Here is a 26964-nt window from a genome sequence, read left to right on the forward strand (position 1 = left end):
TAAACGGGATGAACCACGACAGCTATTCAGACAGCTATATCAGGGGCGTTCTTGATGAGGTCAAGACGATAGCCATGGTTGGCGCAAGCCCCAATCCGGTGCGCCCCAGCTATTTCGTGCTGAAATATATGCTGGAGAAAGGCTATCAGGTCATCCCCGTCAACCCCGGCCAGGCAGGTAAGGAGATCCTCGGCCAGACGGTTTACGCATCCCTGAAGGACATTCCTCAGCCAGTGGATATGGTCGACATCTTCCGGAACTCGGAAGCCGCAGGTCCGATTACCGATGATGCCATTGCCATTGGTGCCAAAGTGGTCTGGATGCAGCTTCAGGTGCGCAACGACGAGGCCGCAGAACGCGCAGAAGAAGCCGGTCTCAATGTGGTGATGAACCGCTGTCCGAAGATCGAATATGGTCGACTTTCCGGAGAAATCGGCTGGGCAGGTGTAAACTCTCGCACACTGTCCTCCAAAAAACCGCGCCTCGCAGCAGGTTTTCAACACCGGAAGCTTGGAACTGGCCGGAAGTCGGATTGAATCCTGATGAAAACACTTATTACAGCGATCAAACGCATTTCATTGCTATTCTTCCTGCTGACCATCTTGAGCGGCAACAGTCTGATCAAGGATCTCGGAACGTTCAAAGTGCCCCGCTCTTGGGCTTATCTGGCCTTTGAAGTGACAGGGAACCAGAGCTATCTTGGTTCTATATGTTCCGTATCCGATGGTCGCACATACAGTGTAACAGCCAGACGGCACGAACTGCTATGTGTCAGCGGTTTCCTTGGAACAGATCCGACCTATAATCTGTATCTCTACGATCCGGGTGGTGTCGGTTCAGATGGAATTCCAACCCGATGGAGCGACCATTTTTCGGTGCGCATTCCAGGTTCGAACCGGAGGATTTTTCTGGTCCGTGTAAAACCGGGCAAATATTTTCCGGCATTCCTTTCCAGCAGCCAAAACCAGAAACGTACAATTCATCTGGCAAACGGAAATGTTCCGGTTTTCGATGCCCGTCCTGGCTCAATCACCTATGCCGGAACATTTGGCAGACGATATACCGGTCGCATCCAGTGGCGTCCCGGTAGCTTCGTCAAACAACTCAATCGAGTGGGGTTCAAAATCCCTCGGAAGGCCATCAGCACGGCGAAACCCGGTAACGGCATCAGCAAATGCACCATCAGCAAGCCATTCAGCTTCTCCAGAAGCAACAATGGCAAGTGCACGTTTTCAATCCAGAACAAAACCTATATCGGATTGAGATAACTTATTCTGACTCGGGCTCGCCCAGGCAAAGATGCAGGATGGGCGACCATGGGGCTTTCAGGCCCAGACATTCCGATGTGATCTCATCTCGGAAACCTGCCACCAATACCGATGCCAAGCCGTTGGCTGTGGCCGCCAGCTGGCCATTCTGGGCAGATGCGCCAGCCTCAAGATAGACATAGCGCTCTCCACGCACTCCATAAGGAGGCTGATCGACAAAATGTCGGCAGGCAAGCGGAATGTTGCCGCAGACGGTAACAACAGCTGCTGCAGACCCCACCCATGGCTGTTCGCCAAGAGCAGCCTGCTCCAGGCCAAGTCTCAGATCCCTGCGGCTACGACGCGTGAAGGTCTGCTCGACCATATCCACCTCAAACAGTCCACGGTCCAGGCCTTCCACATGACCAACGCTTAGAAACAGTTTGAGAGGATGCAGGCTCTCCGCTGACGGAACAGTCCGCTTGCCGCTTTCATCAGTGACCCCATACATCGCCCAGAGTACCGCCTCCAGATCACTGGACGTTATAGGTTCCAACGCGAAATCCCGATTGCTTCGCCGCCGCGACAAGGTCTGAAGAAAATCACTCATACTGACGCCTCATGCTCCCCATGCCTGAAACGCTATCGAATCAGGCAGCCAAACACAACTAAAGCCTTGTGAAAGGCCAGATATCTTTCGCCGTAAGCGCTTTCCCCTGCCCGATAATACGGTTACAAAGGTCACAAACATTTTATGCTAACGGAGGAAGGCTTCCATGAGCGACGATCATATCCCCGGGTTTGATACCCTAGCTGTCCATGCCGGAGCACAGCCGGACCCGGCGACCGGTGCCCGCACAACACCTATTTATCAGACCACATCCTTTGTGTTTGATGATGTGGATCATGCAGCCTCGCTCTTCGGTCTTCAGGCTTTTGGCAACATCTACACCCGCATCATGAACCCGACCCAGGCGGTTCTGGAAGAGCGCGTTGCAGCTCTTGAGGGCGGTACAGCGGCGCTTGCCGTCTCATCCGGTCATGCGGCCCAGCATCTGATTTTCCACGCCATGCTGGAACCTGGTGACGAATTTGTTGCCTCGCGACAGCTTTATGGCGGTTCCATCAACCAGTTCACCCATTCCTTCAAGCAATATGGCTGGAATGTTGCCTGGGCCGACTTCAACGATCCGGCTGCCATTGAAGCCGCCATTACCGACAAGACAAAGGCGATCTTCTGTGAATCCATCGCCAATCCTGGCGGGATTGTCATGGATCTGGATGCGATTTCCGCTGTCGCCAAGAAACATGGCCTGCCGCTGATCGTCGATAACACCATGGCGACCCCTTATCTCTGCCGTCCGATTGAACACGGCGCAGATCTTGTTGTGCACTCCCTGACCAAGTTCATGGGCGGCCATGGCAACTCCATGGGCGGCATCATTGTAGACGCCGGATCGTTTGACTGGTCTGCATCCGGCAAATATCCAATGCTGTCAGAGCCACGCCCGGAATATCAGGGCATCAAGATCCACGAGACCTTTGGCAATTTCGCTTTTGCCATCGCCTGCCGTGTTCTTGGCCTGCGCGACCTTGGTCCGGCGATCTCGCCGATGAACGCGTTCCTTATTCTCACGGGTATTGAGACCCTGCCGCTGCGCATGCAGAAGCATTCTGATAACGCGAAGGAAGTCGCAGCCTTCCTCGCCTCCCATGAGGCCGTGAGCTGGGTATCTTACTCCGGTCTGCCCGGCGACAAGAGCTACAACACCGCACAGAAATACTGTCCGAAAGGCTCTGGTGCCGTTTTCACCTTTGGGCTCAAGGGCGGTTATGACGCCGGTGTCAAACTTGTTGAAAGCCTTCAGCTTTTCTCACACCTTGCCAATATCGGTGACACGCGGAGCCTGGTCATCCACCCGGCATCCACCACCCATCGCCAGTTGACAGATGAGCAGAAAACAGCAGCAGGTGCCGGACCGGACGTTGTCCGTCTCTCGGTGGGCATCGAGGATGCAAGCGACATCATTGCTGACCTGAAACAGGCCCTCAGTTAAGTCCTCTGTATAGATCAAATAAAAGCCGGGTCATTCGACCCGGCTTTTTTTGACACATTGCATCAAAGAGAGAACCTGACCTACAGCGTGCTACTGAAAAGTTGATAGACTTTTCAGATAAAAGCTCGCGCTGAGACAAACTCCTAAAGCACTACTGCCAATTCAAGTGGTGCTTTAGCGACAAAACACCCTGCCTCATTCCGGCATGGACGCCAGACGCCGCAGGTGGGCCACCGCCACCCAAAGCACCACAACAGCACCGCCCTGATGCAACAGGCCCAGAGCCATCGGTACAGAATGGACCAGTGTGCCGATACCGATAATGGCCTGTGCCGTAACGGCTGTCATCAGCATCATGGCCCCGCGGCGCATGGGAGTGTCCCACATGCGGATAGTGTGCACGAGCGTCAGGCCAAACAGGATATAGGCGAGAATCCTGTGGTCGAACTGAACGGTGATCGCGTTCTCAAAGACGTTGATCCAGACCGGTTCAAACTGCAGCAGGCCCTCAGGGACGAATGTCTCTCCCATCAACGGCCATGTATTGTAGCCGTGCCCGGCGTGAAGGCCCGCGACCAGTCCACCGAGAAAGATCTGCCCCAGCGTCAGAAGAAGAAGAACCCAGGCAAGGCCATAACCAAACTGGCTTTCACGCTCGGACAAGCCTTTCCGCTCAAGCTGCATATCCTTGGCAACCCAGATCGTATAGGCGAAGATGACACAGGCCAGCGTCAGATGAACGGCGAGCCTGTACTGGCTCACATCCACACGCTCAGTCAGTCCGGACGCCACCATCCACCAGCCGATGGCTCCCTGAAGACCACCCAGGACAAAAAGCATCCAGAGCTGCGGCCTATGCCGGGTTGGAACGGCCCCTTTCCAGAGGAAAAACAGAAATGGCAGCAGAAAGGCTACACCGATAAAGCGTCCAAGAAAGCGATGTCCCCATTCCCACCAGAAGATGAACTTGAACTCTTCGAGGCTCATCCCCTTGTTGACGAGTTCGTATTCCGGAATCTGCTTGTACTTGTCGAATTCTTCCTGCCACTCGGCAACAGACAGGGGCGGAATGGCACCATGAATGGGTTTCCACTCTGTGATCGATAGACCGGAATCCGTCAGTCGGGTTGCTCCTCCAACCAGCACCATGACAAAAATCAGCAGCGCAATGACATAGAGCCAGACAATGACTGCGCGGCCCGTTACGGCCTGGTCATTGCGTGCGAGCCTGCCAAAATCGACACTGGTCATATGGGATTACCCTTCTTGTTTCTTCTCAAATGTCCCCGGAATGGAATTGGTCTAAAACGCCTCCCACCATCATACAATGATTAAATTGCCGCAGAGGCCAAGAGAACAGGTGACATTGTCCGCGATCATCTATAAGCGAATGCACGGAAATCAGATCAACGAGGCCAGCACAATTATGAAACAGAGAACCCGCAAGTTTTTCGGCGTTATCCTGGTCCTGATATGGATGATTTTCTACGCCCTTCTGGCCATGACCATTGCGGTCGCAAAGCTGCCAGAAGCAAGCCGTCTGTTTGAACTCGTCTACTACGCTCTGGCTGGCCTGCTCTGGACCATTCCAGTCGCAATCATCATCAAATGGATGGCAAAACCTGACGAAGAGGCCGCAGACGCTGAAGGGTGATCAGCTTCCGTACAGATCAGGCGGCTTCAGATGCTCTCAGGCGCTCACCCTTGATGAGTTTGAGTCCCTTGTAGAACAGCATCGGTGCACCCGACAACAGGACATCCAGATAACGAAGGTCCTGATATTCTCCGTTCAGCGAAATTCTGGGTAAGGCGGTGGGTACATCCATAGGCTTCCTGTGCAAAAGCCCAGGGCGCGTCGTAACGGCAGTCTTGAAGCCGATTTCCGCCGCAAGCTGAAACTCCCTCTCCGACGCGGCCATAGCCATGCCATAAGGATAAGAAAAATGTGCAGGGTTTTCACCGAGCTGTTCTGCCAGAACAGCTGCCCCGCGGATGATTTCCTCCCGTGCTTCGTCCCTGCCAAGGCGGCGCAAAGCGTAATGATTGACCGTATGGGCACCGATTGTCACAAGAGGATCCTGATTGATGGTCCGGACTTCATCCCAGGTCATGAACAGCTCATCGTTCATCTCATCGATTGAGATATCAGCCTGGTCAGCCAGCCTGCGGATAATCCGCCTCTGCCAATGCTGGTCACCGGTCATCAGGGCATGCCAGAGCATCTGATAAGCCGCACATTTCTCGCCAGATGTTCTGAGCGGAGCCGACCATTCCACTCCTTCCCCGGCAAAATCCAGCGCTTGTGATTTCCGCAGGACTTCCTCAAGCACAAGCCACCATGGCTCCGTCTGACGATCAATCAGGCCGGTCGCCACATAGATACAGAAAGGAACATTGTGTTTTTTGAGGATGGGATAGGCCAGTTCCAGATTATCGCGATATCCATCATCAAACGTCAGGCAGACAAAACGACGGGCATCGGGGTCATTCAACCGATTTGAGGCTTCATCCAGCGAAACAAGATCAATATCAGCTTCCCGCAAGTGCCGGACTACGGCCTCAAGATAGTCTGGTGTGACTTCCAGAAGTCGATTGGGCTGGAAATCATCGCCATCCTGCCGCGGCTGCACACGGTGCAAGGTCAAAAAAGCGCCCTTGCCTCCACAAACAGGCGACAGCATCCGATACAGACCAGAGTAATAAAAGGACTCGAGTCCAAGCCGAATAATGGCTCTTCTCAATGACGAAACATCCAACGCACCAGCCTCAAACCTGTTTGCGACAGAAGGCAATCACTTTACCATATGCCATTCAGAAAGCAGTACCTCAATGGCATAGGGCAGCAACAGCCTTAACAAATTCCTGCACTATTCTATACAATTACCGTTGATAGATTAAATTGATCTGAACGCGCGTGTCCTATGGTTGTATCAACAACTTTGGGGAAGTGACACGATGCCATCGAAAGTCGATGCATTTGAACGGGCGGAAAGCCGGGTGACAGCCAACATGCTTGGCCAGCATCTGGGCAATGTCGAATCGTTTGATCTTTATCTCTCCGACAGCACCAGTTCGCTTGAATATTTATGGCACGATTTCCAGAAAACGGCCGTTATGACGCCCTATCAGCAGTTTGGCTGGATGGATGCATGGCTGAATACGATCGGCGCAGAGCAGAATATTGAAGCAGCGATTGTGACCGGATTCGATAATCACGGGATTGCATTCATCCTCCCCCTCTGCATCAAGCGTCGCGGACCATTTCGGGTCCTGAACTGGATTGGTGGAAAACATACCAACTACAATATGGGCCTTTATCGCCGGGATGTGATGAGCAGATTGTCAGCGCAAGACATCTGCCAACTGCTCAAGATCATCTCACAAAACGGCACCAGAATTGACGTTGTCCAGCTCCAGAACCAACCCAAGAGCTGGAATGGACTGGATAACCCGTTCGCCGCTGTCCCCTATTCGGATGCGCCAAGCATTGCGCTCTCTGTGGATCTGAGCAGTGGCTTTCAGCACTATTTTGAAACCGTAGTGCGCAAAAGAGCCCGTAAGAAATACAAGACCCAGACTCGCAAACTTCTTGAATCCGGACACTCCGTTGCAATCCGCATCTCGGAAAGTGCAACGGATGGTTATGAGCTGTTTTCAATCTTTCTCAAGCAGAGAAATGAGCGGTTCCGAAATCAGGGCATTCAAAGCCCCTTCGGCAGTGACGATGCCATATTGTTCTATCTTGATCTGATCCAGCGATCACAATCAGCCGATAAAGATCTGCTGACCTTCTACAGTCTGGTTATCGATGGTCAAGTGCGGGCGATTTTCGCAGGCGTCGGTCACAGAGGAAGGTTCTCGGCCTGTATAACGTCCTTTGCAGATGATGAACTGGCACAGCTCAGCCCGGGTGAATATCTGTTGCATTACCTTATCCAGGATCGTGCGGAGCTGGGTGATGTGATCTTTGATCTTGGTATTGGAGATGCGCGCTACAAACGCGCCTGGTGCGATACAGAGGACGTTCTGTTCGACAATCTCCTCCCGGTCGCTTCTATTGGCAGACTTCTGGTCCCTGCCCTTCGGGTAGGCTCTCGTCTCAAGTCCGAAATCAAAAACTCCAGAACTCTTTGGTCTGCGGTTAATCTATACCGAAGAGCCAAAGCTTACCTGCTCTGTGTCTTTCATCCATGCGATGATGAAGAGGCTTTACCGTCGGTCAAAAACGTCAAACAGCCCGTTGCAAACCAAGATCGTCGCGACAGTAACGCTGCCTAGATATCGCCCTTCATAGGAACGACCAGCTCTGCGCCAATCCGCCACCAGAATCTTCAATCCTCGCCAACAATAAAACACCCGGACCAGTGTTTGCTCCGGGGGTTAATCCGTTTTACAGTCGCCATAATGGCCTGCAGCGCGCGTCTGAAAAATGGATAGACTTTCAGGCAGAAATTCGTGCAAAAACAAACTCTTAAAGTACTGCCACCAATTCAAGTTAAAGGTCTGGTGCTTTAAGCCATTGAGCGGGCTCTTGAAGCAAAAGTCACATCGCGACAGGCAAACTCTTCCAGAGCTTCACGCAGGCTGGCTTCATCCGCCTCGCTGAGTGCCTGATCCGGGGTAACGATCACATCAGCGCCATCTCCGATAACCTCAAGCCCTGCATCCAGATGTTCAGGTCCGCCGAGATTGGTCACCACATAGTCATAACGCTTGCTCAACCGCCTGAAGAGCCCTTTGACGATATCGGAGGACTCATCCCAACGATCATCAACAGTACCCGCGACCACCATATCAAGGCCCGTATCAGCATCCGGCACGATAACATCACTCAGAGACATTGTGCCTGCCACCACATCCCAGAAACCTGCGGCTTTATCAGCGGCGCCAATGTTGGCAAGATCGATATCAAGAAGCAGAACCTTCTGTCCTTGACCAGATAAATCCTGAGCAAGATCCATCGCCCGCCCAAGGGATCCACCGGACGGAGAAAGCTGAATAAACACGACAGATTCAGCGTCCTTGTTGTTCACCTGAGCAATAGCCGCCGGAGACACAGACGCAGCTTCGGCCTCAGATCCCCGCTGGTCCGACGAATCCGGTGAACGTACCTTGGTCAGATCATGAATAGAGGCGCTTTTAGGAGTAGCCATTGCTGCCAGTGTCGATGCTCCGGCAGCGGCATGGCCAACGCCCGTTTCCCCTGAGCCTCTTTTCTCGTCTGAGACAAGCTTTGGCTTGGTCATTTCTGTCTCAGAGGTGCTCTCCCGGAGGCTTTCCGGTATCTGTGAAGTAGAGGCTGTAATGTTGTCTGACGGATTGTCATCAGTCTTGATAGCTTTGACACGCTCATCCATCAGAACATCTTCGATCGACGCTCTGAGACGTAGTCCCTCTTCCTTGGCCTCGTCATCCAGAACGACGGAATTCCTTGTCGATTCCTGTGTGTCGGACCTGTTGGTTTGTGGTGAATTGACCGGAGGCGTCTCCTCAACAACACGACTGACCTCAGCATGGCCAGTCCGTGTCGGAGAAGTCGGTGCCGGAGTTGGTGTTGGTGTTGGTGTTACAGCCGGTGCTGCAACAGCAGCAACTGGTACAGCAGCAGGCATAACTTCAGAATACACGATAGCCCGACCACTCAGGAGTGACCGAAGGGTTATTCCCACCACGCCAAAAATAAAGACGACAGCAACTGCAGCAATGACAAACAGCCCAACATTGGGGAAATATGGCTTGCTCGGCACCGACGCGTTCGACACAACACGCGCATCTGGCAGGAACGCATCAACATTCTGCCGCGCCAAAGCTTCACGATACCGCTTGAGGAACGTCTCGAGCAGATCACGATCCGATGTCGCCTCCCGCTCCAGTTCGCGCAACTTCACCGACTGGGTATCAGCATTGGCAGAAACTTGCTGAAGCTGCGTCAGCTTCGCCTCAAGAGATTCTACTCGCTTGCGAGCAACCGTTGCATCATTTTCAAGTGCACGTCTGAGGTTACGGGCTTCCGAACGGATTTCCTTATCCAGATCAGCGATCTGGGACTGGATTGCCTTGATCGTCGGATGGCCAGGCAGAAGTGAAGCAGACAGTTGAGCCAGCCGGGCCTTCAACTGTGCTTTCTGCTCGCGCAAACGCTGGATAAGCTGAGAGTTGATGACCTCACGAGAGGTATCGAGAGATCCACCCCCATCAAGCAAAGACTGGATCTGCGATGCCTTAGCTTCCGCATCGAGCTGAACGCCGCGCGCACGAGCCAGTTCCGTGTTCAGACTGCTGAGTTGTTCGCGATTGAGAGGCGTATTGCTCTGGCCAATCTGTAATCCGGTTTCGGCACGATATTCAGCTACCCGGTTTTCTGACAATGTTACCGTCTCGCGGAGGCGCGCAATCTCGCTTTCAAGCCAGACCACAGCTTCCTTGGTCCGCTGTTCCTTTACCTCTCCCTGGAAAGCAAGGTATTCGGAAACAACGGTGTTGGCAGCAGCAGCTGCAAAGGTCGGGTCCATCGAAGAGTAATCAATGGTTATAACGCGTGTTCCACGTACTTCATAAACCTCCAGCCCTTCCGAAAAGCGGGCAACACGGTCATATTCCGGGTTCACGCTACGCTTCGGTCCGCCGAGGTTGAAAATACCACTGACACTGTCAAACAGCTGCTTTACGATACCCCGCTCATTCTCACGCTCTTTTTCGCTGGCCGGCATTTCTCCTGTCTTGGCGACAACGCGACGCAGCAAGTCGACGGAGGCAAGCATCTCGACCTGACTGCGAACACCTTCCTTGTCGAGAATCGTGCGCTCTTCCGATCGCACCCCACTTTCGGCAGGTCGCGTGAAAACACTGTCATTAGCTGCAACGATAATTTGCGCGGTCGCTCTGTACTTCGGATCAACCATCTGCATCAGAAACAGGACAAAAACCCCTGCGATCAATGCACTGGCTATCAGTTTGTACTTGGCACGCCAGAGTGCCGCAGCAATATATCCAACATCAATTTCACCATCGGCATCCGATGGTCTGTATTGCATAGCCATGCTCTTTGCCCTCAATCCTGTCAGGACAATGCGCTGTCAAGGTAACGGTTTCGTTAAGCTATACCGTACTCCCATAATGCGCGTTACGTCTCGCCATAAGTCTGGCGACCAATTATGGCATAAACACTTCAGCGCCAGATTTACTCGACATTAACCAAGAAATCCGATTTTGGAGAGAGTTTCGATGAGATCGGATTGTGTAATGTTTATTCGCTCAATTGCCATAGCCCTTGTTCTGGCGCTTGCCGCGTGCTCTTCAACAGCACCGCGCAACCCATCCCTGACACAAGGGTTGAAGGGTCCATATCGCCTCGACAGTGGTGACCAGTTACGTATTCTGGTGTTTGGCCAACGAGAGCTGACCAACAGCTATACGGTCGATCAGTCAGGGTTTCTCTCGTTCCCGCTTGTAGGGGCTATTCCTGCCCGCGGCCGCACGACAGCCGACATGGAAAAAGCCATTGCCAAGAAACTCAAGAACGGTTTCCTGAGAAACCCGGATGTTACGGTTGAAGTTCAGACATTCCGGCCTTTCTTTATTCGCGGCGCTGTACGAGCACCAGGCCAGTTTCCTTATGTGAACGGCATGACCGTGGAAAACGCTATTGCCATTGCCGGAGGCTTCACTGAGCGAGCTGCCAAGAAATCTGTCTTCATTACACGGCATATTAACGGCAAGGTGATAAACGGACGTCTTGCATTAACTGATCCGATCAGGCCCGGGGATACGATCCGGATTGACGAGCGTCTGTTCTGATCCAGGCTCCGGCATCTATCCGGAAAAGCCATTGAGAGCGGAACCGGAATTCCATGCACCAGCAAAATGCCCGTATCGTGCACTGTGTCAGATCACCGGTTGGTGGCATTTTCCGCCACATCGAAGATCTCATCCGTCACCAGAGTGCCGAAGGAAACGCTGTCGGCCTTATCTATGACAGCCTGACAGAAGGCCCCGTCGAACGCGCTCACGCAGAACGCATGGCACCGTATCTCGCACTGGGTGCACATACGGTTCCGATGGCTCGAAGCCTTGGTCCAGCAGATGCTTTCTCCGTTATGCGCATTCATCGTCTGGTCAGGAGCATGGCACCGGACATACTTCATGGCCATGGTGCAAAGGGTGGCGCATATTCCCGTATGCTGGGTGGCCTCAACAGCATCATGCGGCGTCCACTCGTGACACTCTACAGTCCGCATGGCGGAAGCCTTCATTACGACCCACAGAGCCTGAAAGGAAAGCTGTTCTTCTCACTGGAACGCTTCCTTGAGCGCTGGACATCATCATTGGTCTTTGTCTGCCAATATGAAAAGAACGTCTACAGCAACAAGGTTGGTTCACCCTGTTGTCCTGCAGCCGTCATTCACAATGGCGTACGCCCTGAAGAATTTGAACCCGTTGCCGAAGCAGACTCCATATCTGACTTTGTTTTCTTCGGCACGCTCAGAGATCTGAAAGGCCCCGATCTCTTTCTCAGTGCAATCACTCAACTCCCCTCCGAGACGCGAGCAGACATTGTTGGGGATGGGCCTGACCGTCCGCGCTATGAAGCTATGGCAGCAGAACTTGGGCTGAAAGAGCGCATAACATTTCACGGCTCACGTCCTCCGCGTGAAACGTTCGGCCTGGGACGATGTGTTGTGATGCCATCCCGTGCTGAATCGTTCCCCTATGCGGTCCTTGAGGCTCTTGCAGCCGCAAAACCTGTCATCACGACCAATGTCGGCGGTATATCAGAAATGTTTCAAGCCTCTGACAGCCGCCTTATTCCTGCCGATGATGTGGCTAGTCTGGTAACAGCAATGGCACAGTTTCAACAAAATACCACCGCCTGGCAGGCACGTGCGCAAGATGAACAGCTCTTCATCAAGACGCATTTCCAGGCCAGCCAGATGGCCGAGACGGTGAGCAATCTCTATCGCGACCTTCTCAGATCTGTATCGGCGACATCATGACCGGACCAATCCTCCCTCCATACGAACCGCGTTGGACAGTTCGGGTACCTGACAAGTCCGGTCGAGAAATATTGATCAGCTTTGTGCTTGGTTTTGCAGTCTTCCTCGGCGGGTTTGTCCTGATGGAGCCAGCTCCTTATGAGCTTTTCTTCGTTATACTCATAGCAGCCTGGATTTTGACAGGAGCATTGACACTGTCGCGAACGACAGCAACTCTTTTACTGCTGTTGATGGTGTTCACTGCTGGCGGTTTTATTTCCATGACACAGGTCGCCCGTCTGAATCAGACAATCGCCATCTATGTGCTTGTGACAGGCTTTCTTTGCGCAACCAGTATTTTTCTGGCCAGCGTAATCAGCAGAAAACCGGAAACCCGGCTGTCTGCCATACAAACCGGATATCTCGTGGCAGCGACCATCGTCGCCTGCCTGGGTATTGCCGGATATTTCAATCTCATTCCCGGAGCCGACGTTCTGACCCGGTACGGTCGGGCAAAAAGCACCTTTGAAGATCCCAATGTTTATGGTCCGTTTCTGGTACTTGGTGCTGCAATCCTGACACGACAGACGATGATCGGCAGACGCAACAAACGCCTGTTCTCTGCTGCCTTTCTCGGCATCCTGCTGCTCGGCATCCTGCTGAGTTTCTCCCGGGCCGCCTGGGCACTCGCCTTGTTCAGCTGCGGCAGCATAGTTGCCCTCACCTTTGTCGAGCATAGGAATCCCGTCTTCAGACTGAGATTGATCGCTGTCGCATTAATCGGCGTCGGCCTAATGGGCCTAGGTCTCTTTGCGGCTCTTTCATCAGGCGCTTTGGGAGATCTGTTCACAGAGCGTCTTCAGCTCGTGCAAGAATATGACAGCGCACCTGATGGTCGCTTCGCACGACATCTTGATGGTTTCGCCCTTGCGTTAACAAGCCCCCTGGGAATCGGTCCACTTCAGTTCGCAAAGGTCTACGGTGAAGACCCACACAATCTGTACCTGAAATCAGCAATGGCCTATGGCTGGCCCGGTCTTATCAGCATGATACTGCTAATTCTGATCACTCTTGTACATGGGTTCCGGCAGCTCCTGCTGAAAAGGCCATGGACACCGCTCCTTCAGGCCTGTTTCGTGACCTTCCTTGGGCATGTCTGTATTGGCCTCGTTATTGATCTCGACCATTGGAGACATTTCTATCTGCTGCTGGGCCTCCTCTGGGGAATGTATGCAGCTAACGCGAGACTACGCGCGCACTCTCATACCATTACTCAGACAATGGCAAATCCGGGTCAAACCTCATAGTCACTCAGATCTTCCGGTGCATGAAGCAGAGTGCTGTCATGTTTAGGCAGATCATCACCCATCTGAAGCCAGGACAGCTTGCTTTTATAGTTTACATGGAAGGTCGGTTTAAAATTTTCAGGATCCTCCAAAGAAGCCGCATAGAGATGCATGCCGCCTTTGTAATGGTCTGCTTCAAAACCCATTGGTGCCCCGCAGTGACCGCAGAAATGCCTGTAGACACCTTCTGAACTCTCAAGCGTCTTTGGCGCGTCCCCTGTCCATCGAAAGTTCCGGAGGGGAATACCCAGCCAGGCAACCACAGGGGCCGAACAATTCCGGCGGCAGTCATCACAATGGCAATAGCAGGCCCAGGTCACTTCACCTTCATATTCCCAACGAGTCTTATTGCAGAGACAGTGGCCACGGGTTGTCATGGAACTCTCCTCAAACCTCAAAAGACATAATCCTCAGCAGCAAGATTTGCATGATATCCAGCCAACACAATGCATAAAGCGGACTAATCACGTTCCAGATACGACACAGATCCTGCGACCGTGTTTGGAACATGCAAGCAGACAGACTGGAGATCAGGGAAGGTCACGCGGAACGAGAGGAATTAAGTCAGCTCCCATGATCACCATATCGACCATGAAGCCTCCGCCACGCCAGGCTTTAAAGTACCAGATCTTTAACTTGGATTGGTAGCCGTGCTTTAAGAGTTTGTTTCTGCGCGAGCTTTTATCTGAAAAGTCTATCAACTTTTCAGAAGCACGCTGTAAACCGAAGCAGCAGCAAGACTTTAGCTCTTGAGCGAACTAAATAATGGTCGGAGCGATAGGATTCGAACCTACGACCCCCTCACCCCCAGCGAGGTGCGCTACCAGACTGCGCTACGCTCCGACTGGGGCGCACTATATGAGCGGTGTTCTGAAATAGCAATTCGAAACCGCGCTGTATCACCAGGGTTTTTATAGAGGCTGAATTTGGGTTCTAGGGTCTACCTGTCCTGCGCTCTTGTTTGCGTCCATTCTGCCCTTCCCTGATAAACAGAATGGACGTGAGCAATGAGTTTTGACCCTAGCGAACCTGATCCAGTATGCGCTTGCACTCCAGCAGCTCAAACAAGGTTGACTGCAGACGCCTCACATCGTCACGAGACAATTCCTGTGAGGAACTGTCACCGGATCGATCCGAGACCGGAGCTACAGGCGTCCTGGAAACTCGAGAAAGGACAGGTTCTTTGGCCCGACCAGCAGCAGTCGGACGAGGTGCAGACACCGCAGAAGGTTTAGGCTTGCTCTGTGCGGGTTCTGCCACGACTTGCTCAGGCGCTATCTGTTCAGCAACAACGGCCTCAGGCTGGTCAGCAGTTTTGGGGGCCGCTGGAACGTCAGGCTCCGGCTCCGAATGAATCTCATCGACCGGATCAGCTTCTGCTGTCTTTTCTGAAGCCTCTCTCATCACCTGCGGAGCACCACTTCCCTGACCGTTTGGCTGGACTCTGGCTGGCTCAGCCTCGACCACAATACGGGGCTGTGGTTCCGGAGCAGGTTCAGCAATAACGGGCGCTTCCAGCTCTATCTCGACCGGGTCAGCATCCTGCCAGATTGTCTGAACATATTTGATCCCTTGCTCTTTGAGGATCCGCTGAACGCCTTTGATGGTGTAGCCTTCATCATAGAGCAGATGCCGGATCCCCATCAGAAGATCCACATCGTCAGACCGGTAGTAGCGTCGTCCTCCACCACGCTTCATCGGTTTGATTTGTGAGAATCGGGTTTCCCAAAACCTCAGCACATGCTGCGGGAGATCCATCTCCTCGGCAACTTCGCTGATTGTCCGGAACGCATCTCTGCTCTTTTCCAACACCGCACCCAATATACGCAGATGATCTGTCGTCAGGTTTATTTCCCGGCGTTACCGCCTTTGGAAAGTCCGTCATTCACACGGTTCTTCAGAACATTGCTCGGTTTGAAGACCATGACACGCCGTGGCGAAATCGGAACTTCCTCACCGGTTTTGGGATTACGTCCAATCCGTTCTCCTTTGGAACGGACGACAAAAGAACCAAATGACGACAACTTGACGGTTTCACCGGTCACAAGACAGTCTGAAATCTCCTTGAGAACAAGCTCAACAAGATCCGACGACTCTGTCCGGGACAAACCAACCTTCTGATAGACGGCCTCGCACAGGTCAGCGCGCGTAATCGTTTTCCCCCCCATCAGACACCCTCAGCTTTTTGTTTTTTCATAGCAGGTCAAATATATAGTCGGAAACCAACTCACAAAGCGTATTGCCTTAACGTCCCCCGGTCAACAGGCAGGAACCGTAGAAACGAAAGTTTAAGCGTTCCTTGAGGTGGTATTATATTACAAAAATCACGATTTGGGGCACCGAACGCATAAGTTGTCACCCAGCCAAAATTACCAGCGCAGGAGGACAGAACCCCAGGTGAATCCTCCACCCATCGCTTCCAGCATCACCAGGTCACCGGTCTTGATTCGACCGTCCCGACGGGCCTCAGTCAAAGCAAGCGGCACAGATGCAGCGGATGTATTGCCATGTTTCTGAACAGTGCAAACAACCTTCTGCGGATCGATGCCCAGCTTCTTGGCACTGCTGTCGATAATCCGTTTGTTTGCCTGATGCGGAACAAACCAGGTCAGATCATCCGCGGTCAGGCCCGTCTCTGAAAAGGCATCATCGACCACATCGGAAATCATGCCGACAGCATGTTTGAAAACCTCACGGCCCTCCATGCGGAGATGACCAACGGTCTGGGTAGAAGATGGCCCGCCATCCACATAAAGCTTCTTCTGATGGCAACCGTCAGAGCGCAGCTTGCAGGTAAGAATACCCCGGTCATCAACGGTGCCCTCGCCTTCCTGCGCCTCCAGAACCACAGCTCCAGCGCCGTCACCGAACAGGACGCAGGTGGTTCTGTCTTCCCAATCAAGAATTCGTGAGAATGTCTCCGCACCGATCACCAGAACACGTTTGGCAAGCCCGGCCTTGATATAGGCGTCCGCCGTGGTCATCGCATAAACGAATCCGGAACAGACTGCATGCACATCAAACGCGGCACCATGGCTCATGCCCAGGCGATGCTGGATGCTGACAGATGTTGCCGGAAATGTATTGTCGGGGGTCGCGGTTGCCAGGATAATCAGATCCAGGGACGAGGCATCAATCCCGGCATCGTCCAACGCAGCCTTTGCCGCATTGTATCCGAGATCAGAAGTGGTCTGGCCTTCAGCAGCAATATGGCGCTGAGAAATGCCTGTCCGCTGAACAATCCATTCATCAGACGTATCAACCATTTGCGCCAGATCGCTATTGGTCAGCGCCTTCTCGGGAAGGTACGAACCGCATCCCAGAACCACAGATCGGACGACTCTCACTCTTCTGCTCCATTCCCGGCTTGTGTCGCTTGAAAACGAGCCTTGTGATAGCGATCAAGATCATTGCCAATCTTGGTCATCAGCCCGTTGCGTGCCATGTCATATGCCAGTTCGACAGCGCTTGCGAAACCTTCCGCATCCGTTCCGCCGTGGCTTTTGATCACAATTCCATTCAACCCTAGGAAAACGCCACCATTGGCCTTCCGCGGATCCATTTTCTCGCGCAGTTTGTCAAACGCTGTCTTTGCAAGAAGATAACCCAGACGCGCTCGCCATGTTCTGCCCATGGCATCCCTCAGGTAAGAGGCAATCTGCTTGGCGGTACCTTCTGCTGTCTTGAGAGCAATATTGCCACTGAACGCTTCAGTCACCACCACATCGACAAGCCCCTTGCCGAGGCTGTCGCCTTCAACAAAGCCTTTGTAATTCATGGTCTCCAGATTGGCTTCCCGCAGCAGGCGGCCGGCAGTCTTTACATCATCCTGCCCCTTGACCTCTTCCACGCCGATATTCAGCAGTGCAACACTCGGGCGCTTCAGATCAAACAGCGCGCGCGCCATGGCACTTCCCATAATGGCGAAATCAAAGAGCTGCTGAGCATCGGCTCCAATCGTCGCGCCCACATCGAGAACGATGCTTTCTCCGCGGAGCGTGGGCCAGATAGCAGCAATAGCCGGGCGATCAATATTGGCCATGGTCCGAAGGCAGAATGTCGACATCGCCATAAGCGCGCCGGTATTGCCAGCAGACACACAAACATCAGCATCCAGGTTTTTGACCGCCTCGATGGCCTGCCACATGCTTGAGCGCTTGCGGCCTTTCCTCAGAGCCTGACTCGGCTTTTCATCCATCCGGACAGAGTAATCACAATGATGGAATGTCGATTTTTCCTGCAGGCGGGGATAGTTCGCCAGAAGCGGCCTGACGACGGCTTCATCACCATAGAGCTGATAGCGAATATCCGGTCTGCGCAGCAGTGCAAGCTCAGCCCCCGGCAGAATAACCGCAGCCCCCTCATCACCGCCCATCACATCAAGCGAAATAGTTATTGTTTTCGACATTCAAACGCCAAACCGGGATGGTTCTTCATGACAATGGCCGGGGTTTCCGGTGCCCCCAGTCAAGACCAGCGAAAATACCCGTTTCCGAAGCTGAGACAACCTCTTTTCTTACCTCAGCGTGGGATCTGTCTCCCAAATCGTCCGGAAATCAGGATTTCAATTGCCCCTGAAGGCCCTTCAGGGCTGCGAACGGTGATTCCCTGCCGTCGTCCTCATCTTCATCTTCCGTATCGGGCAGATGAGCTCCTTCAAGGCGTGGATAGGGATTGAGAGCCAGTGCGAAATGCTCAAAAGCCGGAGTCGCCACATCCAACCTGTTGCCAGTCAGAATTTCTGGTGGATCCTCGGCTTCCGGATCGATCATGATTTCCTTGCCGCTGGCCTCGACCTGCCGCCCTCTGGATGCTCCCTCAGGCAAAAAGCAGATATCCATCTCTTCACGAATCGTGCCGGGAACAGGTTCAAGCGTTACAACACAGGACTGAATGACCTCAGCCTTCAGATCTCCCTTGAGCCGCAGGCCCTGCTTGCGCCAGGCTTCCACCTCAATCTCAAATGAGAAAGCCGTTACGTCCGGCAAACTGTAAAGTTTGGCAATCTCGGCACATTCTTCAGCTGATGCCGTGAACCGAACGGTTTCCGGGCGTTTCAAAGCATCTGAAATCAACACCCAGTGTTTGAGGTTGTCCGGCAGTTGATCAATCATCCTGCGACTTTCTTTCTATTGCCCGGCTGTCCTGAGCCGAGGCGGCACTTACGGCAGATATTGTTCCGGATCAGCAAACGACAACTGGCCTGAGAGAATTTCCTCTACTGGACAATCGCTAAGCCGGGAAATGTTTTTGCGGATATAATCGGCCAGAGCCTGCGCTTCCAGCTCTTTTTTGTCATCAGGGAAAAGGTTCCGGCTGACAGCTGCAGCCAGCGCACCCGGCTCAGCATCAGGTGAGACAGCCTCTCCATACGCCTGACAGCGCCCATAAAAAGCCTGAACCATCTTTTTCACCTTCTTGGGCACCGAAATATCACCAACACCCATCTCTCTCAGCGACCGGTCCATATCCTTAAACATAAGGTCAAAAACCTTCTGACCAAAGGTCCGCTTTGCCTCATCCTCAACAGACAGACGGTGAAACAGGAGAAACGCGTGCAGCACAATCATATCAAAACGCCCGGTCACGGTATCGTTTATACCGAAATGCGTATAAAATGATGGCTGACGGGCCTGTGCCACGATCACGCCATAAATCTGATGGACCTCATCGGACGGTTGGTTTCGACGGAAAAGGCCGAAAATCATCCTGCTCAACTCCCTGTTCTGCAACAACGGGGTTGCATGGTTTCGTATTGTGCCGTAACGCAGTCTTTCGGTCTTGCCAAGCGGCATATGGGTTTTGGAGGCAATAATCGTGTCGAACGCGGATGACAGACAAATAAAAACCTCATCTGGACGGAAAGCTTACCGCCTGCTGGCCGGAGCCGCCGCCCTAGCTGTTCTCTCCATGGTCAGCGCTTGCGGTACCGCAAGCACAGAACATGTGCATGGTTTTGTTGTGACCGACGATCTTCTGCAGCAAGTGCCTGAAGGTGCCAGTCAGGATCACGTCAATCTCGTGCTTGGAACTCCGTCAGTGACGGCAGAGTTCGGTAACGAGGTCTATTATTATATTTCCCAGACCAAAAGACAGGAAATGCGGTTCCTGAAGGCCGAGCTGGTCGATCAGAAGGTTCTCGCCGTCTATTTTGATGAAGAAGGCTCAGTCGATCGTCTCGCCAATTATGGTCTGCAGGACGGTAAGGTTTTTGATTTCATCACCAAGACCACGCCTACAGGCGGTAAGGACGTCTCCTTCGTTCAGCAGCTTATCGAGGGTGCAGGGCGTGGCCTTGTCGGCGGCATCTGATCAGAACCTTGAATTGCACTCATTTAAAAGCCCGATCACATGGTCGGGCTTTTCTTATGCAGTGGCGTGATCGGGCGCACGAAGCTTCTGCCACAGAAGCGCTGCCAGGCAGAGCACAACAATCGGAAAGACAACCATATTCACGCCATCCCATCCGGCGGTATTGAGCATTCTCCCGGACAGGAACGACCCGACACCCACCGTACCGAAGACCAGAAATTCATTCAGACCCTGAACCTTGTTGCGCTCTTCCGGCCTGTAAACATCCGTCAGCATGGATGTGGCACCGATAAAGCTGAAATTCCAGCCAACACCCAGGAAAACAAGCGATATCCAGAAATGGGCGAGCCCAAGACCTGACAGGCCGATTGCAGCACTGATGGCAAGCAGCACAAACCCCACCCCGATGATTACCGTCTTGCCAAACCGGGCAATCAGATGTCCGGTAAAGAAGCTCGGACCGAACATGGCAATCACATGCCACTGGATGCCAAGCGCTGCATCGCCCTGCCCGTGCCCGCACTGCACCATGGCCAGCGGTGCAGCCGTCATAACGAAATTCATGATCACATAGCTCGATACGCCACAGAGCACAGCAATAAGGAATCGTGGTTGTCTGGCGATTTCAGCAAGCGGGCGTCCCTGATGGCTATAGGCTGCATCCCGCACTGGCGGCGCCTTCAAAAACAACAGCAACGCAATGGCAACCAGGCCATAAAAGGCCTGAACCAGAAACATGCCTGCAAATGCGACTGTCGGAATAAGATCAGACGCCAGAATAACCGTCTGGGGTCCAACAACAGCAGCCAGAATCCCGCCAATCAGAACCCAGGAAATCACTTTCGGCTTCATGGCATCAGACGCTGTGTCGGCTGCAGCAAACCGGTATTGCTGCACAAAGGCTGTACTGGCTCCGCTTACCAGATAGGCCAGACAGAACAGCATGAAACTTGAGACATACAGTGCGCCAAAAGCCGAAAGCGCACCAATAATTGTCATACCGGCACCCAGGACGAAGCCCGCCTGTCGGCCGATGTGGCGCATCATCAGCGCAGCAGGCATAGTCATCAGGGCTGTACCGACCACAAAAGCAGTAATTGGCAAGGTGGCCAGGGACTGGTCTTCACCAAGGAGATGTGATCCGATAATGCTGCCGATCGCAAAGGACATGGGCGCGACAGCCCCCGCCACCGACTGCGTCGCAGCCAGCACAATGGCATTGCGCCGGGCAAGGCCATCATCAACAAACGGTTCCGTATCAACAGTCGAGGTCATGCTTGCCTTACCCATGACCGCGGAGCAAAAACCGATGCGCCTGGTCAAAGAAGAATGGTGAGAATCCAGTTTGGATCAGAAATGGGAGAAGGACTGCTGCTCCCAGACCAAGCTTTGCCCATCAGCATCCTTCAAGTCAATCTCGGTCGAGCCTTCAGTCATCACGCCAATTCGCGTGAAAGGAACAGAAGACATCTTCACAGCGTCCTGAAATGCTTTATGCCTGTCATCAGGCACCGTCAGGAGAACCTCGTAATCGTCACCACCGGTCAGCATGGTCTGGAGACAGCCGGTCTCAACTGAAGCTGCCACCTGCCCGGCCTCGGACATCGGCACAAGCCCTGTTTCCAGCCGCGCGCCACAGCCGGAGGCAACACAGATATGACGCAGGTCTCCCACAAGGCCATCCGAGATATCCATAGACGCTGATGCATAATCCAGAACCAGCGATCGGATATCCTGCCTGTTTCCCGGCAGAAGGTAGCGATTGATCAACTCGTTGCACAGTCTGTCGTCCAGAGCCACTACCCACGTCGGTTGGTCCCCGCGATGCAGCAGAAGACCAAGCGCAGAATCACCGATGACACCACTGACATACAGATGATCCCCAGGCCGGGCCCCGCCTCTCGTCAGACGGGTTCCCTTGGGCTGCCATCCGAAAACAGTCACGGAGATTGTCAATCGGTCCGACCCGGATTTGACCGTATCTCCCCCGAGAAGCCCAAGACTGAAAACAGCAGCGTCTCGCCCAAGCCCTTCGGAGAACCTCTGGAGCCAGTCTTCAGTCCAGTCATCCGGCAGGCTGAGACCCAACATATACCCGGCGGCCTCTGCGCCTTTGGCTGTCAGATCGGAAATATTGACCCGGAGGGCTTTCCGGGCAATCAGGTCAGGCGGGTCGGTGGCAAGAAAATGCATACCGGAGACCAGCATATCCTTGCTGATAACCAGCTGCTGGCCATCCGGGATATCAAGACGACAGGTATCGTCTGTGAGGTCAAATGTACCGGGATCTGTAGCAAGCGGCGCAAGATACTTGGCGATCAGCGCAAATTCACCAGGCCTTTGCCGCTGCTCGCCCATCAGTAATCACTGCTCGCCGTCAAATTCCTGCGGGCGCTCTGCATGGGCCAGACGGTCCAGCACACCATTGACCATCTTCGCCTCATCACCTTCAAAGAAGGCCCGTGCAACATCCACATATTCCGTGATGATCACCCGGGACGGAACATCGGAACGATTGAGGATTTCATAGGTGCCACAGCGCAGAATAGCACGCAGCGTTGTATCGATCCGCTTCAGCGGCCATTTGTCCGCCAGCGCAACGTGAATCTTCGGATCCAGCAGACGCTGATCCTTGACCACGCCGGAAACGATGTCCCGGAAATAGACCCGATCCGCATCGCGATACTGATCACCGTCCATCTCCTTGCCCAGACGGAAGGATTCGAACTCGACGATCACATGCGTGAGGTCAGTCCCGCCCACATCCATCTGATAAAGCGCCTGAACAGCTGCAAGCCGGGCCGCGCCACGCTTGTTGGCCGGTCTGAAAGTCTTCGGAGCCTGCGGAGAGGTGTCACTGGCCATTCGTTATTGTCCGTATTTCTGCTTCAGTTCGATCATCCGAAGCGCTGCAGCGGCGGCACCGCCACCCTTGTTCTTTTCAGAGATACGTGCACGTGCCCAGGCCTGAGCCTCGTTCTCAACCGTCTGAATGCCGTTTCCGACAGCCAGACGGTGGTCAACGCACAGGTCCATGATAGCACGGGCGGATTCACCCGCGACGATATCATAATGTGTCGTCTCGCCACGAATGACACAGCCCAGCGTGACATAGCCATCGTAAGAAACCTTGCCATCTGCCACAGCCTTGTTGGCCACAGCCAGAGCCGTCGGAATTTCCAGAACGCCCGGAACAGCAATCCGCTCATAAGTCGCGCCTGATGCTTCGATTTCAGCAATCGCGCCATTGGCAATTTCGTCGGCAATCGCTTCATAAAAACGCGCCTCAATGATCAGGATATGCGGCTTTGACTGTGCCATATGTGTACTTCCGTCAGAATGATCAGGACTTCTTATTCTTCTTACGTGAATTCAGCAAGCCTTGCTGCATAGCGGGCCATCAAATCGACTTCAAGGTTTACTTTGTCACCAGCCTGACGGCTTCCCCAGCTTGTCACCGTCAATGTGTGTGGAATCAGCATGATCGTGAATTCATCCCCCTCCACGTCATTCACCGTCAGAGAAGTGCCATCAAGGGTCACAGACCCCTTCCCGGCAATGAATTTTGCCAGATCATGCGGTGCTTTCAGGCGGAAGCGGGATGTATCATCATAATCCACGCGCTCGACAATCTCGGCCAGCCCGTCCACATGGCCGGTCACCACATGGCCGCCCAGTTCCGTGCCAAGAGTAAGCGGACGTTCGAGATTGACCGTATCCCCTTCAACCCAGAACCCAAGCGTCGTGCGATCAAGCGTCTCACGTGACACGTCAAACTGAAACGTGCTGCGACCATCCTCAAGCCGCTCACTGTCAACAACAGTCAGACAGATACCGGCACAGGCGATGGATGCACCCATATCAACCTGGGCAGCATCATATGCGCTCGCAATGGTGATGCGGGCACCGGACGGGCGTGTTTCCACCGAGTGGATCTCTCCCTTGTCTGTCACAATTCCGGTAAACATGGATTTGTCTCCTTTTCTGTAACGACGAAGCCTGTCCGCGCCATAGCGCTGCTCGTCCATCAGAATAAAATCGCTGTCTCTCCTGATCCTGCTTTCACGCAAAACAGCAGAGAGATCGAGCCCGGCCAGCGCGGGAATGCCATCCGCTCCAATCCGGCCTGGTCCGGAAAACAACAGGAATTCGTCAACAAGCCCGGCATCAAGAAAACTCCTGGCGACCCGAGCACCACCCTCAACAAAAAGAGTGGTCAATTCCTCTTCCGCCAAAAGCGATGTCAGATAAACCAGATCAAGCCCGGAGCCTGACAGCGGGCAGCGAATAACACGCGCGCCTCTGGCCTCACAGGCCTTCAGGTGAGACACATCAGCCTCAGGTCCAACCAGAATCCAGACGGGCACCCTGTCCGCTGTCTGCAGAAGACGACAGTCAAGCGGCATCCGTCCACGCCTGTCGAGCACCAGCCGGACAGGTGAAAAGCGCTCAAGCCCGGGCAATCGGCAGGACAGGTCCGGATCATCGGCAAGAACGGTCTCTATCCCGACCAGTATCCCATCGGCCTGTGCCCGCATGATCTGGACAGCCTGTCGTGCTTCAGGGCCGGTGATGGCCACCTGCCCGGCACCTTTCTGACCGATAAACCCGTCGGAACTGACAGCCAGTTTCAACTGGATATGCGGCCGTTTGCGGGTGACCCGGCTGACATGCCCATCATGCAGCTGTCGGGCCTCTTGGCCCAGAACACCAGTTACGACCTCGATACCCGCATCCCGCAGCCGGGTAATTCCCTGTCCTGCCACACGCGGGTCGGGGTCTTTCAGGGCAATGACGACCCGCGCTACGCCAGCCTCCACAAGAGCATTAGCACACGGGGACGTTTTTCCGTGATGAGAACAGGGCTCAAGGGTCACATAACAACATGCTCCCCTAGCCTCACCGCCAAGTGCATCCAGCGCACGTCTTTCGGCATGTGGACGGCCGCTGTCCGCTGTCCGGGCGTATGACAGCACCTGCCCCTCTGCGGTTACCAGCACCGCACCGACTGATGGATTGGGAGCAGTACGTCCGAGACCGCGACGCGCAATACGGATTGCAAACCGCATGAAATGCTCATCGCGTGAGGAATCAAAACGGGGGACAGATGGGGACACCTCCCCCTGTATCTTGCTCATTATCAGTCGCCGGACTTCAATGAATCAGCATCCGTGTCCGGACTGAGAGGCTCGTCCTCAGGCCCATGCAGTTCATCAAGAATATTCTCGAAGTCTTTGGCTTCACGGAAGTTTTTGTAAACCGACGCAAACCGCACATAGGCTACATCATCCAGCCCGCGCAGGCCGTCCATGACGAAGTACCCAATCTGGTCTGCATTGACTTCCGGGTCGCCTAGGCTTTCGAGCTGACGCACAATGCCACTGACCATCCGTTCCACCCGTTCCATCTCAACCGAGCGCTTGCGCAGGGCGATCTGAACAGAGCGCATCAGCTTGTCCCGGTCAAACGGAACACGGCGGCCACTCTTCTTGATGACGGTGAGTTCACGGAGCTGGATGCGTTCAAAGGTCGTGAACCGACCACCGCAATCCGCACAAACACGACGCCGACGGATGGACGTATGGTCCTCCGTCGGCCGAGAGTCTTTTACCTGCGTATTGTCACAGCTGCAATATGGACAACGCATTCAGTCTACCTTCCTGACGCGGAAGGCCGGTCTGGCTCAGTAGATCGGGAACCGATCGGTCAGAGCAATAACCTTTTCCTTCACACGTGCTTCAACGTCTGCATTGCCGTCTTCGCCGTTTTCTTTGAGGCCGTCAAGCACTTCGCAGATCAACTGAGCGATTTCACGGAATTCAGCAGTACCAAAGCCGCGTGTTGTACCAGCCGGTGTACCCAGACGGATACCGGATGTGATGGTTGGTTTTTCCGGATCGTTCGGCACACCGTTTTTGTTACAGGTGATGAATGCACGACCAAGAGCCGCTTCAGCAGCCTTACCGGTGATGCCTTTCGGGCGCAGGTCAACCAGAACGATGTGGTTGTCTGTACCGCCAGACACGGTGTCGAGACCATTTTCCATCAGAGTGGATGCCAGAACTTTGGCGTTGTCCACAACAGACTGGATGTAGCTGTTGAATTCCGGACGCAGAGCTTCACCGAATGCAACGGCCTTAGCAGCAATCACATGCATCAGAGGACCACCCTGGATGCCCGGGAAGATAGCCGAATCGATCTTCTTGGCCAGAGCTTCATCGTTGGTCAGGATGATACCGCCACGTGGACCACGGAGGGTTTTGTGGGTCGTGGAGGTTGCCACATGTGCATGCGGGAACGGGTTCGGATGAGCGCCACCAGCAACGAGGCCGGCAATGTGGGCCATGTCAACAAACAGATAAGCGCCAACCTTGTCAGCGATTTCACGGAACTTGGCGAAATCGAACTGACGGGCATAAGCAGAACCACCAGCAATGATGACCGTAGGCTTGTGCTCAACAGCAAGAGCTTCAACCTGATCATAATCGATTGTGTGGCTATCTTCTTTCACGCCATACTGAATGGCGTTGAACCATTTACCGGACTGGTTCGGACGGGCACCATGGGTCAGGTGACCACCGGCATCAAGGCTCATGCCGAGAATGGTGTCGCCTGGCTTGGCCAGTGCCATCAGAACACCCTGGTTAGCCTGGCTGCCTGAGTTTGGCTGAACGTTGGCATAAGAGCAGCCAAACAGCTTGGTGATGCGCTCGATAGCCAGATCTTCAGCGATATCAACAAAATGACAACCACCGTAGTAACGGCGATGCGGATAACCTTCCGCATACTTGTTGGTCATTATGCTGCCCTGGGCTTCCATAACGGCTTTGGAAACAATGTTTTCAGATGCGATCAGTTCGATCTCATGCTTCTGACGACCGAGTTCTTTCTCGATTGCGGCAGCGATATCCGGGTCGGAACTCGCCAGGTCCGCAGAGAAGAAATTCGGAAAGTTCGACGCCCCGCTGGGCTGCTCAACCGTAGACATATGTGTCGATCCCTGTTCTCATGACGCGTCCCTTAAGACGCA

Annotated in this window: 26 protein-coding genes, 1 tRNA gene and 1 pseudogene; 9 read left to right on the forward strand and 19 right to left on the reverse strand. The window is 53.8% G+C overall.

Features of this window, described 5'->3' with window-relative positions:
- Positions 1-8 precede the first annotated feature (8 nt).
- Positions 9-536, forward strand: coding sequence for a CoA-binding protein (locus RA157_RS00230; RefSeq protein ID WP_350334479.1), 528 nt, complete (start codon positions 9-11; stop codon positions 534-536).
- A gap of 6 nt (positions 537-542) precedes the next feature.
- Positions 543-1268 (forward strand): hypothetical protein, encoded by a 726-nt coding sequence (locus RA157_RS00235; protein ID WP_350334480.1) that lies wholly within the window; start codon positions 543-545, stop codon positions 1266-1268.
- 1 nt (position 1269) lies between these two features.
- On the opposite strand, the gene RA157_RS00240 is transcribed toward RA157_RS00235, so the two are convergent.
- On the reverse strand, positions 1270-1857 hold the full coding sequence (locus RA157_RS00240; protein ID WP_350334481.1) for a SagB/ThcOx family dehydrogenase: 588 nt from the start codon (positions 1855-1857) through the stop codon (positions 1270-1272).
- A 166-nt stretch (positions 1858-2023) separates the two neighbouring features.
- Here RA157_RS00240 and RA157_RS00245 point away from each other — a divergent pair, with 166 nt between their 5' ends.
- Complete coding sequence (locus tag RA157_RS00245) at positions 2024-3304, forward strand: O-acetylhomoserine aminocarboxypropyltransferase (RefSeq protein ID WP_350334482.1); 1281 nt, start codon at positions 2024-2026, stop codon at positions 3302-3304.
- Positions 3305-3499: 195 nt separating this feature from the next.
- On the opposite strand, the gene RA157_RS00250 is transcribed toward RA157_RS00245, so the two are convergent.
- Complete coding sequence (locus tag RA157_RS00250; protein ID WP_350334483.1) at positions 3500-4555, reverse strand: COX15/CtaA family protein; 1056 nt, start codon at positions 4553-4555, stop codon at positions 3500-3502.
- Positions 4556-4730: 175 nt separating this feature from the next.
- Here RA157_RS00250 and RA157_RS00255 point away from each other — a divergent pair, with 175 nt between their 5' ends.
- Positions 4731-4958 (forward strand): DUF2842 domain-containing protein, encoded by a 228-nt coding sequence (locus tag RA157_RS00255; protein ID WP_350334484.1) that lies wholly within the window; start codon positions 4731-4733, stop codon positions 4956-4958.
- Positions 4959-4974: 16 nt separating this feature from the next.
- On the opposite strand, the gene RA157_RS00260 is transcribed toward RA157_RS00255, so the two are convergent.
- On the reverse strand, positions 4975-5949 hold the full coding sequence (locus tag RA157_RS00260) for a polysaccharide deacetylase family protein (RefSeq protein ID WP_350334485.1): 975 nt from the start codon (positions 5947-5949) through the stop codon (positions 4975-4977).
- A gap of 310 nt (positions 5950-6259) precedes the next feature.
- Here RA157_RS00260 and RA157_RS00265 point away from each other — a divergent pair, with 310 nt between their 5' ends.
- Positions 6260-7582, forward strand: a complete 1323-nt coding sequence (locus tag RA157_RS00265; RefSeq protein WP_350334486.1) for a GNAT family N-acetyltransferase — start codon at positions 6260-6262, stop codon at positions 7580-7582.
- A 233-nt stretch (positions 7583-7815) separates the two neighbouring features.
- Here the strand turns inward: RA157_RS00265 and RA157_RS00270 are convergent, their stop codons facing one another.
- Positions 7816-10344, reverse strand: coding sequence for a Wzz/FepE/Etk N-terminal domain-containing protein (locus tag RA157_RS00270; protein ID WP_350334487.1), 2529 nt, complete (start codon positions 10342-10344; stop codon positions 7816-7818).
- Positions 10345-10546: 202 nt separating this feature from the next.
- On the opposite strand from RA157_RS00270, the gene RA157_RS00275 reads away from it, so the two are divergent.
- From RA157_RS00275 to RA157_RS00285, 3 genes are read left to right on the forward strand one after another with little or no spacing between them, the layout of a single operon-like run.
- A complete protein-coding gene (locus tag RA157_RS00275; RefSeq protein ID WP_350334488.1) occupies positions 10547-11101 on the forward strand; it encodes a polysaccharide biosynthesis/export family protein in 555 nt (184 codons plus the stop codon).
- A 53-nt stretch (positions 11102-11154) separates the two neighbouring features.
- Positions 11155-12297 (forward strand): glycosyltransferase family 4 protein, encoded by a 1143-nt coding sequence (locus RA157_RS00280; RefSeq protein ID WP_350334489.1) that lies wholly within the window; start codon positions 11155-11157, stop codon positions 12295-12297.
- Complete coding sequence (locus RA157_RS00285) at positions 12294-13583, forward strand: O-antigen ligase family protein (protein ID WP_350334490.1); 1290 nt, start codon at positions 12294-12296, stop codon at positions 13581-13583. The genes RA157_RS00280 and RA157_RS00285 overlap by 4 nt, the downstream gene beginning before the upstream one ends.
- On the opposite strand, the gene RA157_RS00290 is transcribed toward RA157_RS00285, so the two are convergent.
- The 8 genes and pseudogenes from RA157_RS00290 to RA157_RS00325 all read right to left on the reverse strand — a co-directional run bounded on the left by RA157_RS00290 (position 13571) and on the right by RA157_RS00325 (position 19330).
- A complete protein-coding gene (locus RA157_RS00290) occupies positions 13571-13999 on the reverse strand; it encodes a GFA family protein (protein ID WP_350334491.1) in 429 nt (142 codons plus the stop codon). The two genes, RA157_RS00285 and RA157_RS00290, sit on opposite strands and share 13 nt — an antisense overlap.
- Before the next feature lie 389 nt (positions 14000-14388).
- Positions 14389-14465, reverse strand: a tRNA-Pro gene (locus RA157_RS00295).
- 705 nt (positions 14466-15170) lie between these two features.
- Positions 15171-15431, reverse strand: a pseudogene (locus tag RA157_RS00300) (MerR family transcriptional regulator); the annotation flags it as partial.
- Positions 15432-15469: 38 nt separating this feature from the next.
- Positions 15470-15790 (reverse strand): integration host factor subunit alpha, encoded by a 321-nt coding sequence (locus tag RA157_RS00305; RefSeq protein ID WP_350334492.1) that lies wholly within the window; start codon positions 15788-15790, stop codon positions 15470-15472.
- 201 nt (positions 15791-15991) lie between these two features.
- Entirely contained in the window at positions 15992-16969 is a 978-nt protein-coding gene (locus tag RA157_RS00310; RefSeq protein ID WP_350334493.1) for a beta-ketoacyl-ACP synthase III, read from the reverse strand.
- Entirely contained in the window at positions 16966-18030 is a 1065-nt protein-coding gene (gene plsX / locus RA157_RS00315; RefSeq protein WP_350334494.1) for a phosphate acyltransferase PlsX, read from the reverse strand. The genes RA157_RS00310 and plsX overlap by 4 nt, the downstream gene beginning before the upstream one ends.
- Before the next feature lie 148 nt (positions 18031-18178).
- Complete coding sequence (locus RA157_RS00320; protein ID WP_350334495.1) at positions 18179-18736, reverse strand: YceD family protein; 558 nt, start codon at positions 18734-18736, stop codon at positions 18179-18181.
- 48 nt (positions 18737-18784) lie between these two features.
- Positions 18785-19330 (reverse strand): ubiquinol-cytochrome C chaperone family protein, encoded by a 546-nt coding sequence (locus RA157_RS00325; protein ID WP_350334496.1) that lies wholly within the window; start codon positions 19328-19330, stop codon positions 18785-18787.
- Between the two features lie 109 nt (positions 19331-19439).
- Between RA157_RS00325 and RA157_RS00330 the strand changes: the two genes are divergently transcribed.
- Positions 19440-19934: an outer membrane protein assembly factor BamE gene (locus RA157_RS00330; RefSeq protein WP_350334497.1), complete on the forward strand. Its 495-nt coding sequence runs from the start codon at positions 19440-19442 to the stop codon at positions 19932-19934.
- A 54-nt stretch (positions 19935-19988) separates the two neighbouring features.
- Here the strand turns inward: RA157_RS00330 and RA157_RS00335 are convergent, their stop codons facing one another.
- From RA157_RS00335 to glyA, 7 genes are all read right to left on the reverse strand, one after another.
- Entirely contained in the window at positions 19989-21209 is a 1221-nt protein-coding gene (locus RA157_RS00335) for an MFS transporter (protein ID WP_350334498.1), read from the reverse strand.
- Between the two features lie 75 nt (positions 21210-21284).
- On the reverse strand, positions 21285-22292 hold the full coding sequence (gene thiL / locus RA157_RS00340) for a thiamine-phosphate kinase (protein WP_350334499.1): 1008 nt from the start codon (positions 22290-22292) through the stop codon (positions 21285-21287).
- Positions 22293-22298: 6 nt separating this feature from the next.
- Positions 22299-22799 (reverse strand): transcription antitermination factor NusB, encoded by a 501-nt coding sequence (nusB, locus tag RA157_RS00345; RefSeq protein WP_350334500.1) that lies wholly within the window; start codon positions 22797-22799, stop codon positions 22299-22301.
- Between the two features lie 3 nt (positions 22800-22802).
- Positions 22803-23255 carry a 6,7-dimethyl-8-ribityllumazine synthase gene (gene ribH / locus RA157_RS00350; RefSeq protein ID WP_350334501.1) on the reverse strand — a complete coding sequence of 151 codons (453 nt, stop codon included), beginning with the start codon at positions 23253-23255 and terminating at the stop codon, positions 22803-22805.
- Positions 23256-23296: 41 nt separating this feature from the next.
- Complete coding sequence (ribD, locus tag RA157_RS00355; protein WP_350334502.1) at positions 23297-25072, reverse strand: bifunctional diaminohydroxyphosphoribosylaminopyrimidine deaminase/5-amino-6-(5-phosphoribosylamino)uracil reductase RibD; 1776 nt, start codon at positions 25070-25072, stop codon at positions 23297-23299.
- Positions 25073-25074: 2 nt separating this feature from the next.
- Positions 25075-25581 carry a transcriptional regulator NrdR gene (gene nrdR, locus RA157_RS00360; protein WP_350334503.1) on the reverse strand — a complete coding sequence of 169 codons (507 nt, stop codon included), beginning with the start codon at positions 25579-25581 and terminating at the stop codon, positions 25075-25077.
- A gap of 36 nt (positions 25582-25617) precedes the next feature.
- On the reverse strand, positions 25618-26922 hold the full coding sequence (glyA, locus tag RA157_RS00365; RefSeq protein WP_350334504.1) for a serine hydroxymethyltransferase: 1305 nt from the start codon (positions 26920-26922) through the stop codon (positions 25618-25620).
- Positions 26923-26964: the final 42 nt, after the last annotated feature.

Origin of the sequence: Coralliovum pocilloporae (assembly GCF_030845175.1) — a bacterium.
GTDB lineage: Bacteria > Pseudomonadota > Alphaproteobacteria > Rhizobiales > Cohaesibacteraceae > Coralliovum > Coralliovum pocilloporae.

Bases quoted from the DNA above. Each gene is read 5' to 3' on its own strand.
- RA157_RS00265 (WP_350334486.1), top strand. From the start codon at position 6,260: ATGCCATCGAAAGTCGATGCATTTGAACGGGCGGAAAGCCGGGTGACA.
- nusB (WP_350334500.1), bottom strand. From the start codon at position 22,799: ATGGCCAGTGACACCTCTCCGCAGGCTCCGAAGACTTTCAGACCGGCC.
- nrdR (WP_350334503.1), bottom strand. From the start codon at position 25,581: ATGCGTTGTCCATATTGCAGCTGTGACAATACGCAGGTAAAAGACTCT.
- RA157_RS00270 (WP_350334487.1), bottom strand. From the start codon at position 10,344: ATGGCTATGCAATACAGACCATCGGATGCCGATGGTGAAATTGATGTT.
- RA157_RS00250 (WP_350334483.1), bottom strand. From the start codon at position 4,555: ATGACCAGTGTCGATTTTGGCAGGCTCGCACGCAATGACCAGGCCGTA.
- RA157_RS00245 (WP_350334482.1), top strand. From the start codon at position 2,024: ATGAGCGACGATCATATCCCCGGGTTTGATACCCTAGCTGTCCATGCC.
- RA157_RS00320 (WP_350334495.1), bottom strand. From the start codon at position 18,736: ATGATTGATCAACTGCCGGACAACCTCAAACACTGGGTGTTGATTTCA.
- RA157_RS00285 (WP_350334490.1), top strand. From the start codon at position 12,294: ATGACCGGACCAATCCTCCCTCCATACGAACCGCGTTGGACAGTTCGG.
- ribD (WP_350334502.1), bottom strand. From the start codon at position 25,072: ATGAGCAAGATACAGGGGGAGGTGTCCCCATCTGTCCCCCGTTTTGAT.
- RA157_RS00235 (WP_350334480.1), top strand. From the start codon at position 543: ATGAAAACACTTATTACAGCGATCAAACGCATTTCATTGCTATTCTTC.
- RA157_RS00255 (WP_350334484.1), top strand. From the start codon at position 4,731: ATGAAACAGAGAACCCGCAAGTTTTTCGGCGTTATCCTGGTCCTGATA.
- RA157_RS00335 (WP_350334498.1), bottom strand. From the start codon at position 21,209: ATGACCTCGACTGTTGATACGGAACCGTTTGTTGATGATGGCCTTGCC.
- RA157_RS00280 (WP_350334489.1), top strand. From the start codon at position 11,155: ATGCACCAGCAAAATGCCCGTATCGTGCACTGTGTCAGATCACCGGTT.
- RA157_RS00240 (WP_350334481.1), bottom strand. From the start codon at position 1,857: ATGAGTGATTTTCTTCAGACCTTGTCGCGGCGGCGAAGCAATCGGGAT.
- glyA (WP_350334504.1), bottom strand. From the start codon at position 26,922: ATGTCTACGGTTGAGCAGCCCAGCGGGGCGTCGAACTTTCCGAATTTC.
- ribH (WP_350334501.1), bottom strand. From the start codon at position 23,255: ATGGCACAGTCAAAGCCGCATATCCTGATCATTGAGGCGCGTTTTTAT.
- RA157_RS00305 (WP_350334492.1), bottom strand. From the start codon at position 15,790: ATGGGGGGGAAAACGATTACGCGCGCTGACCTGTGCGAGGCCGTCTAT.
- RA157_RS00325 (WP_350334496.1), bottom strand. From the start codon at position 19,330: ATGATTTTCGGCCTTTTCCGTCGAAACCAACCGTCCGATGAGGTCCAT.
- RA157_RS00230 (WP_350334479.1), top strand. From the start codon at position 9: ATGAACCACGACAGCTATTCAGACAGCTATATCAGGGGCGTTCTTGAT.
- RA157_RS00290 (WP_350334491.1), bottom strand. From the start codon at position 13,999: ATGACAACCCGTGGCCACTGTCTCTGCAATAAGACTCGTTGGGAATAT.
- RA157_RS00275 (WP_350334488.1), top strand. From the start codon at position 10,547: ATGTTTATTCGCTCAATTGCCATAGCCCTTGTTCTGGCGCTTGCCGCG.
- plsX (WP_350334494.1), bottom strand. From the start codon at position 18,030: ATGTCGAAAACAATAACTATTTCGCTTGATGTGATGGGCGGTGATGAG.
- thiL (WP_350334499.1), bottom strand. From the start codon at position 22,292: ATGGGCGAGCAGCGGCAAAGGCCTGGTGAATTTGCGCTGATCGCCAAG.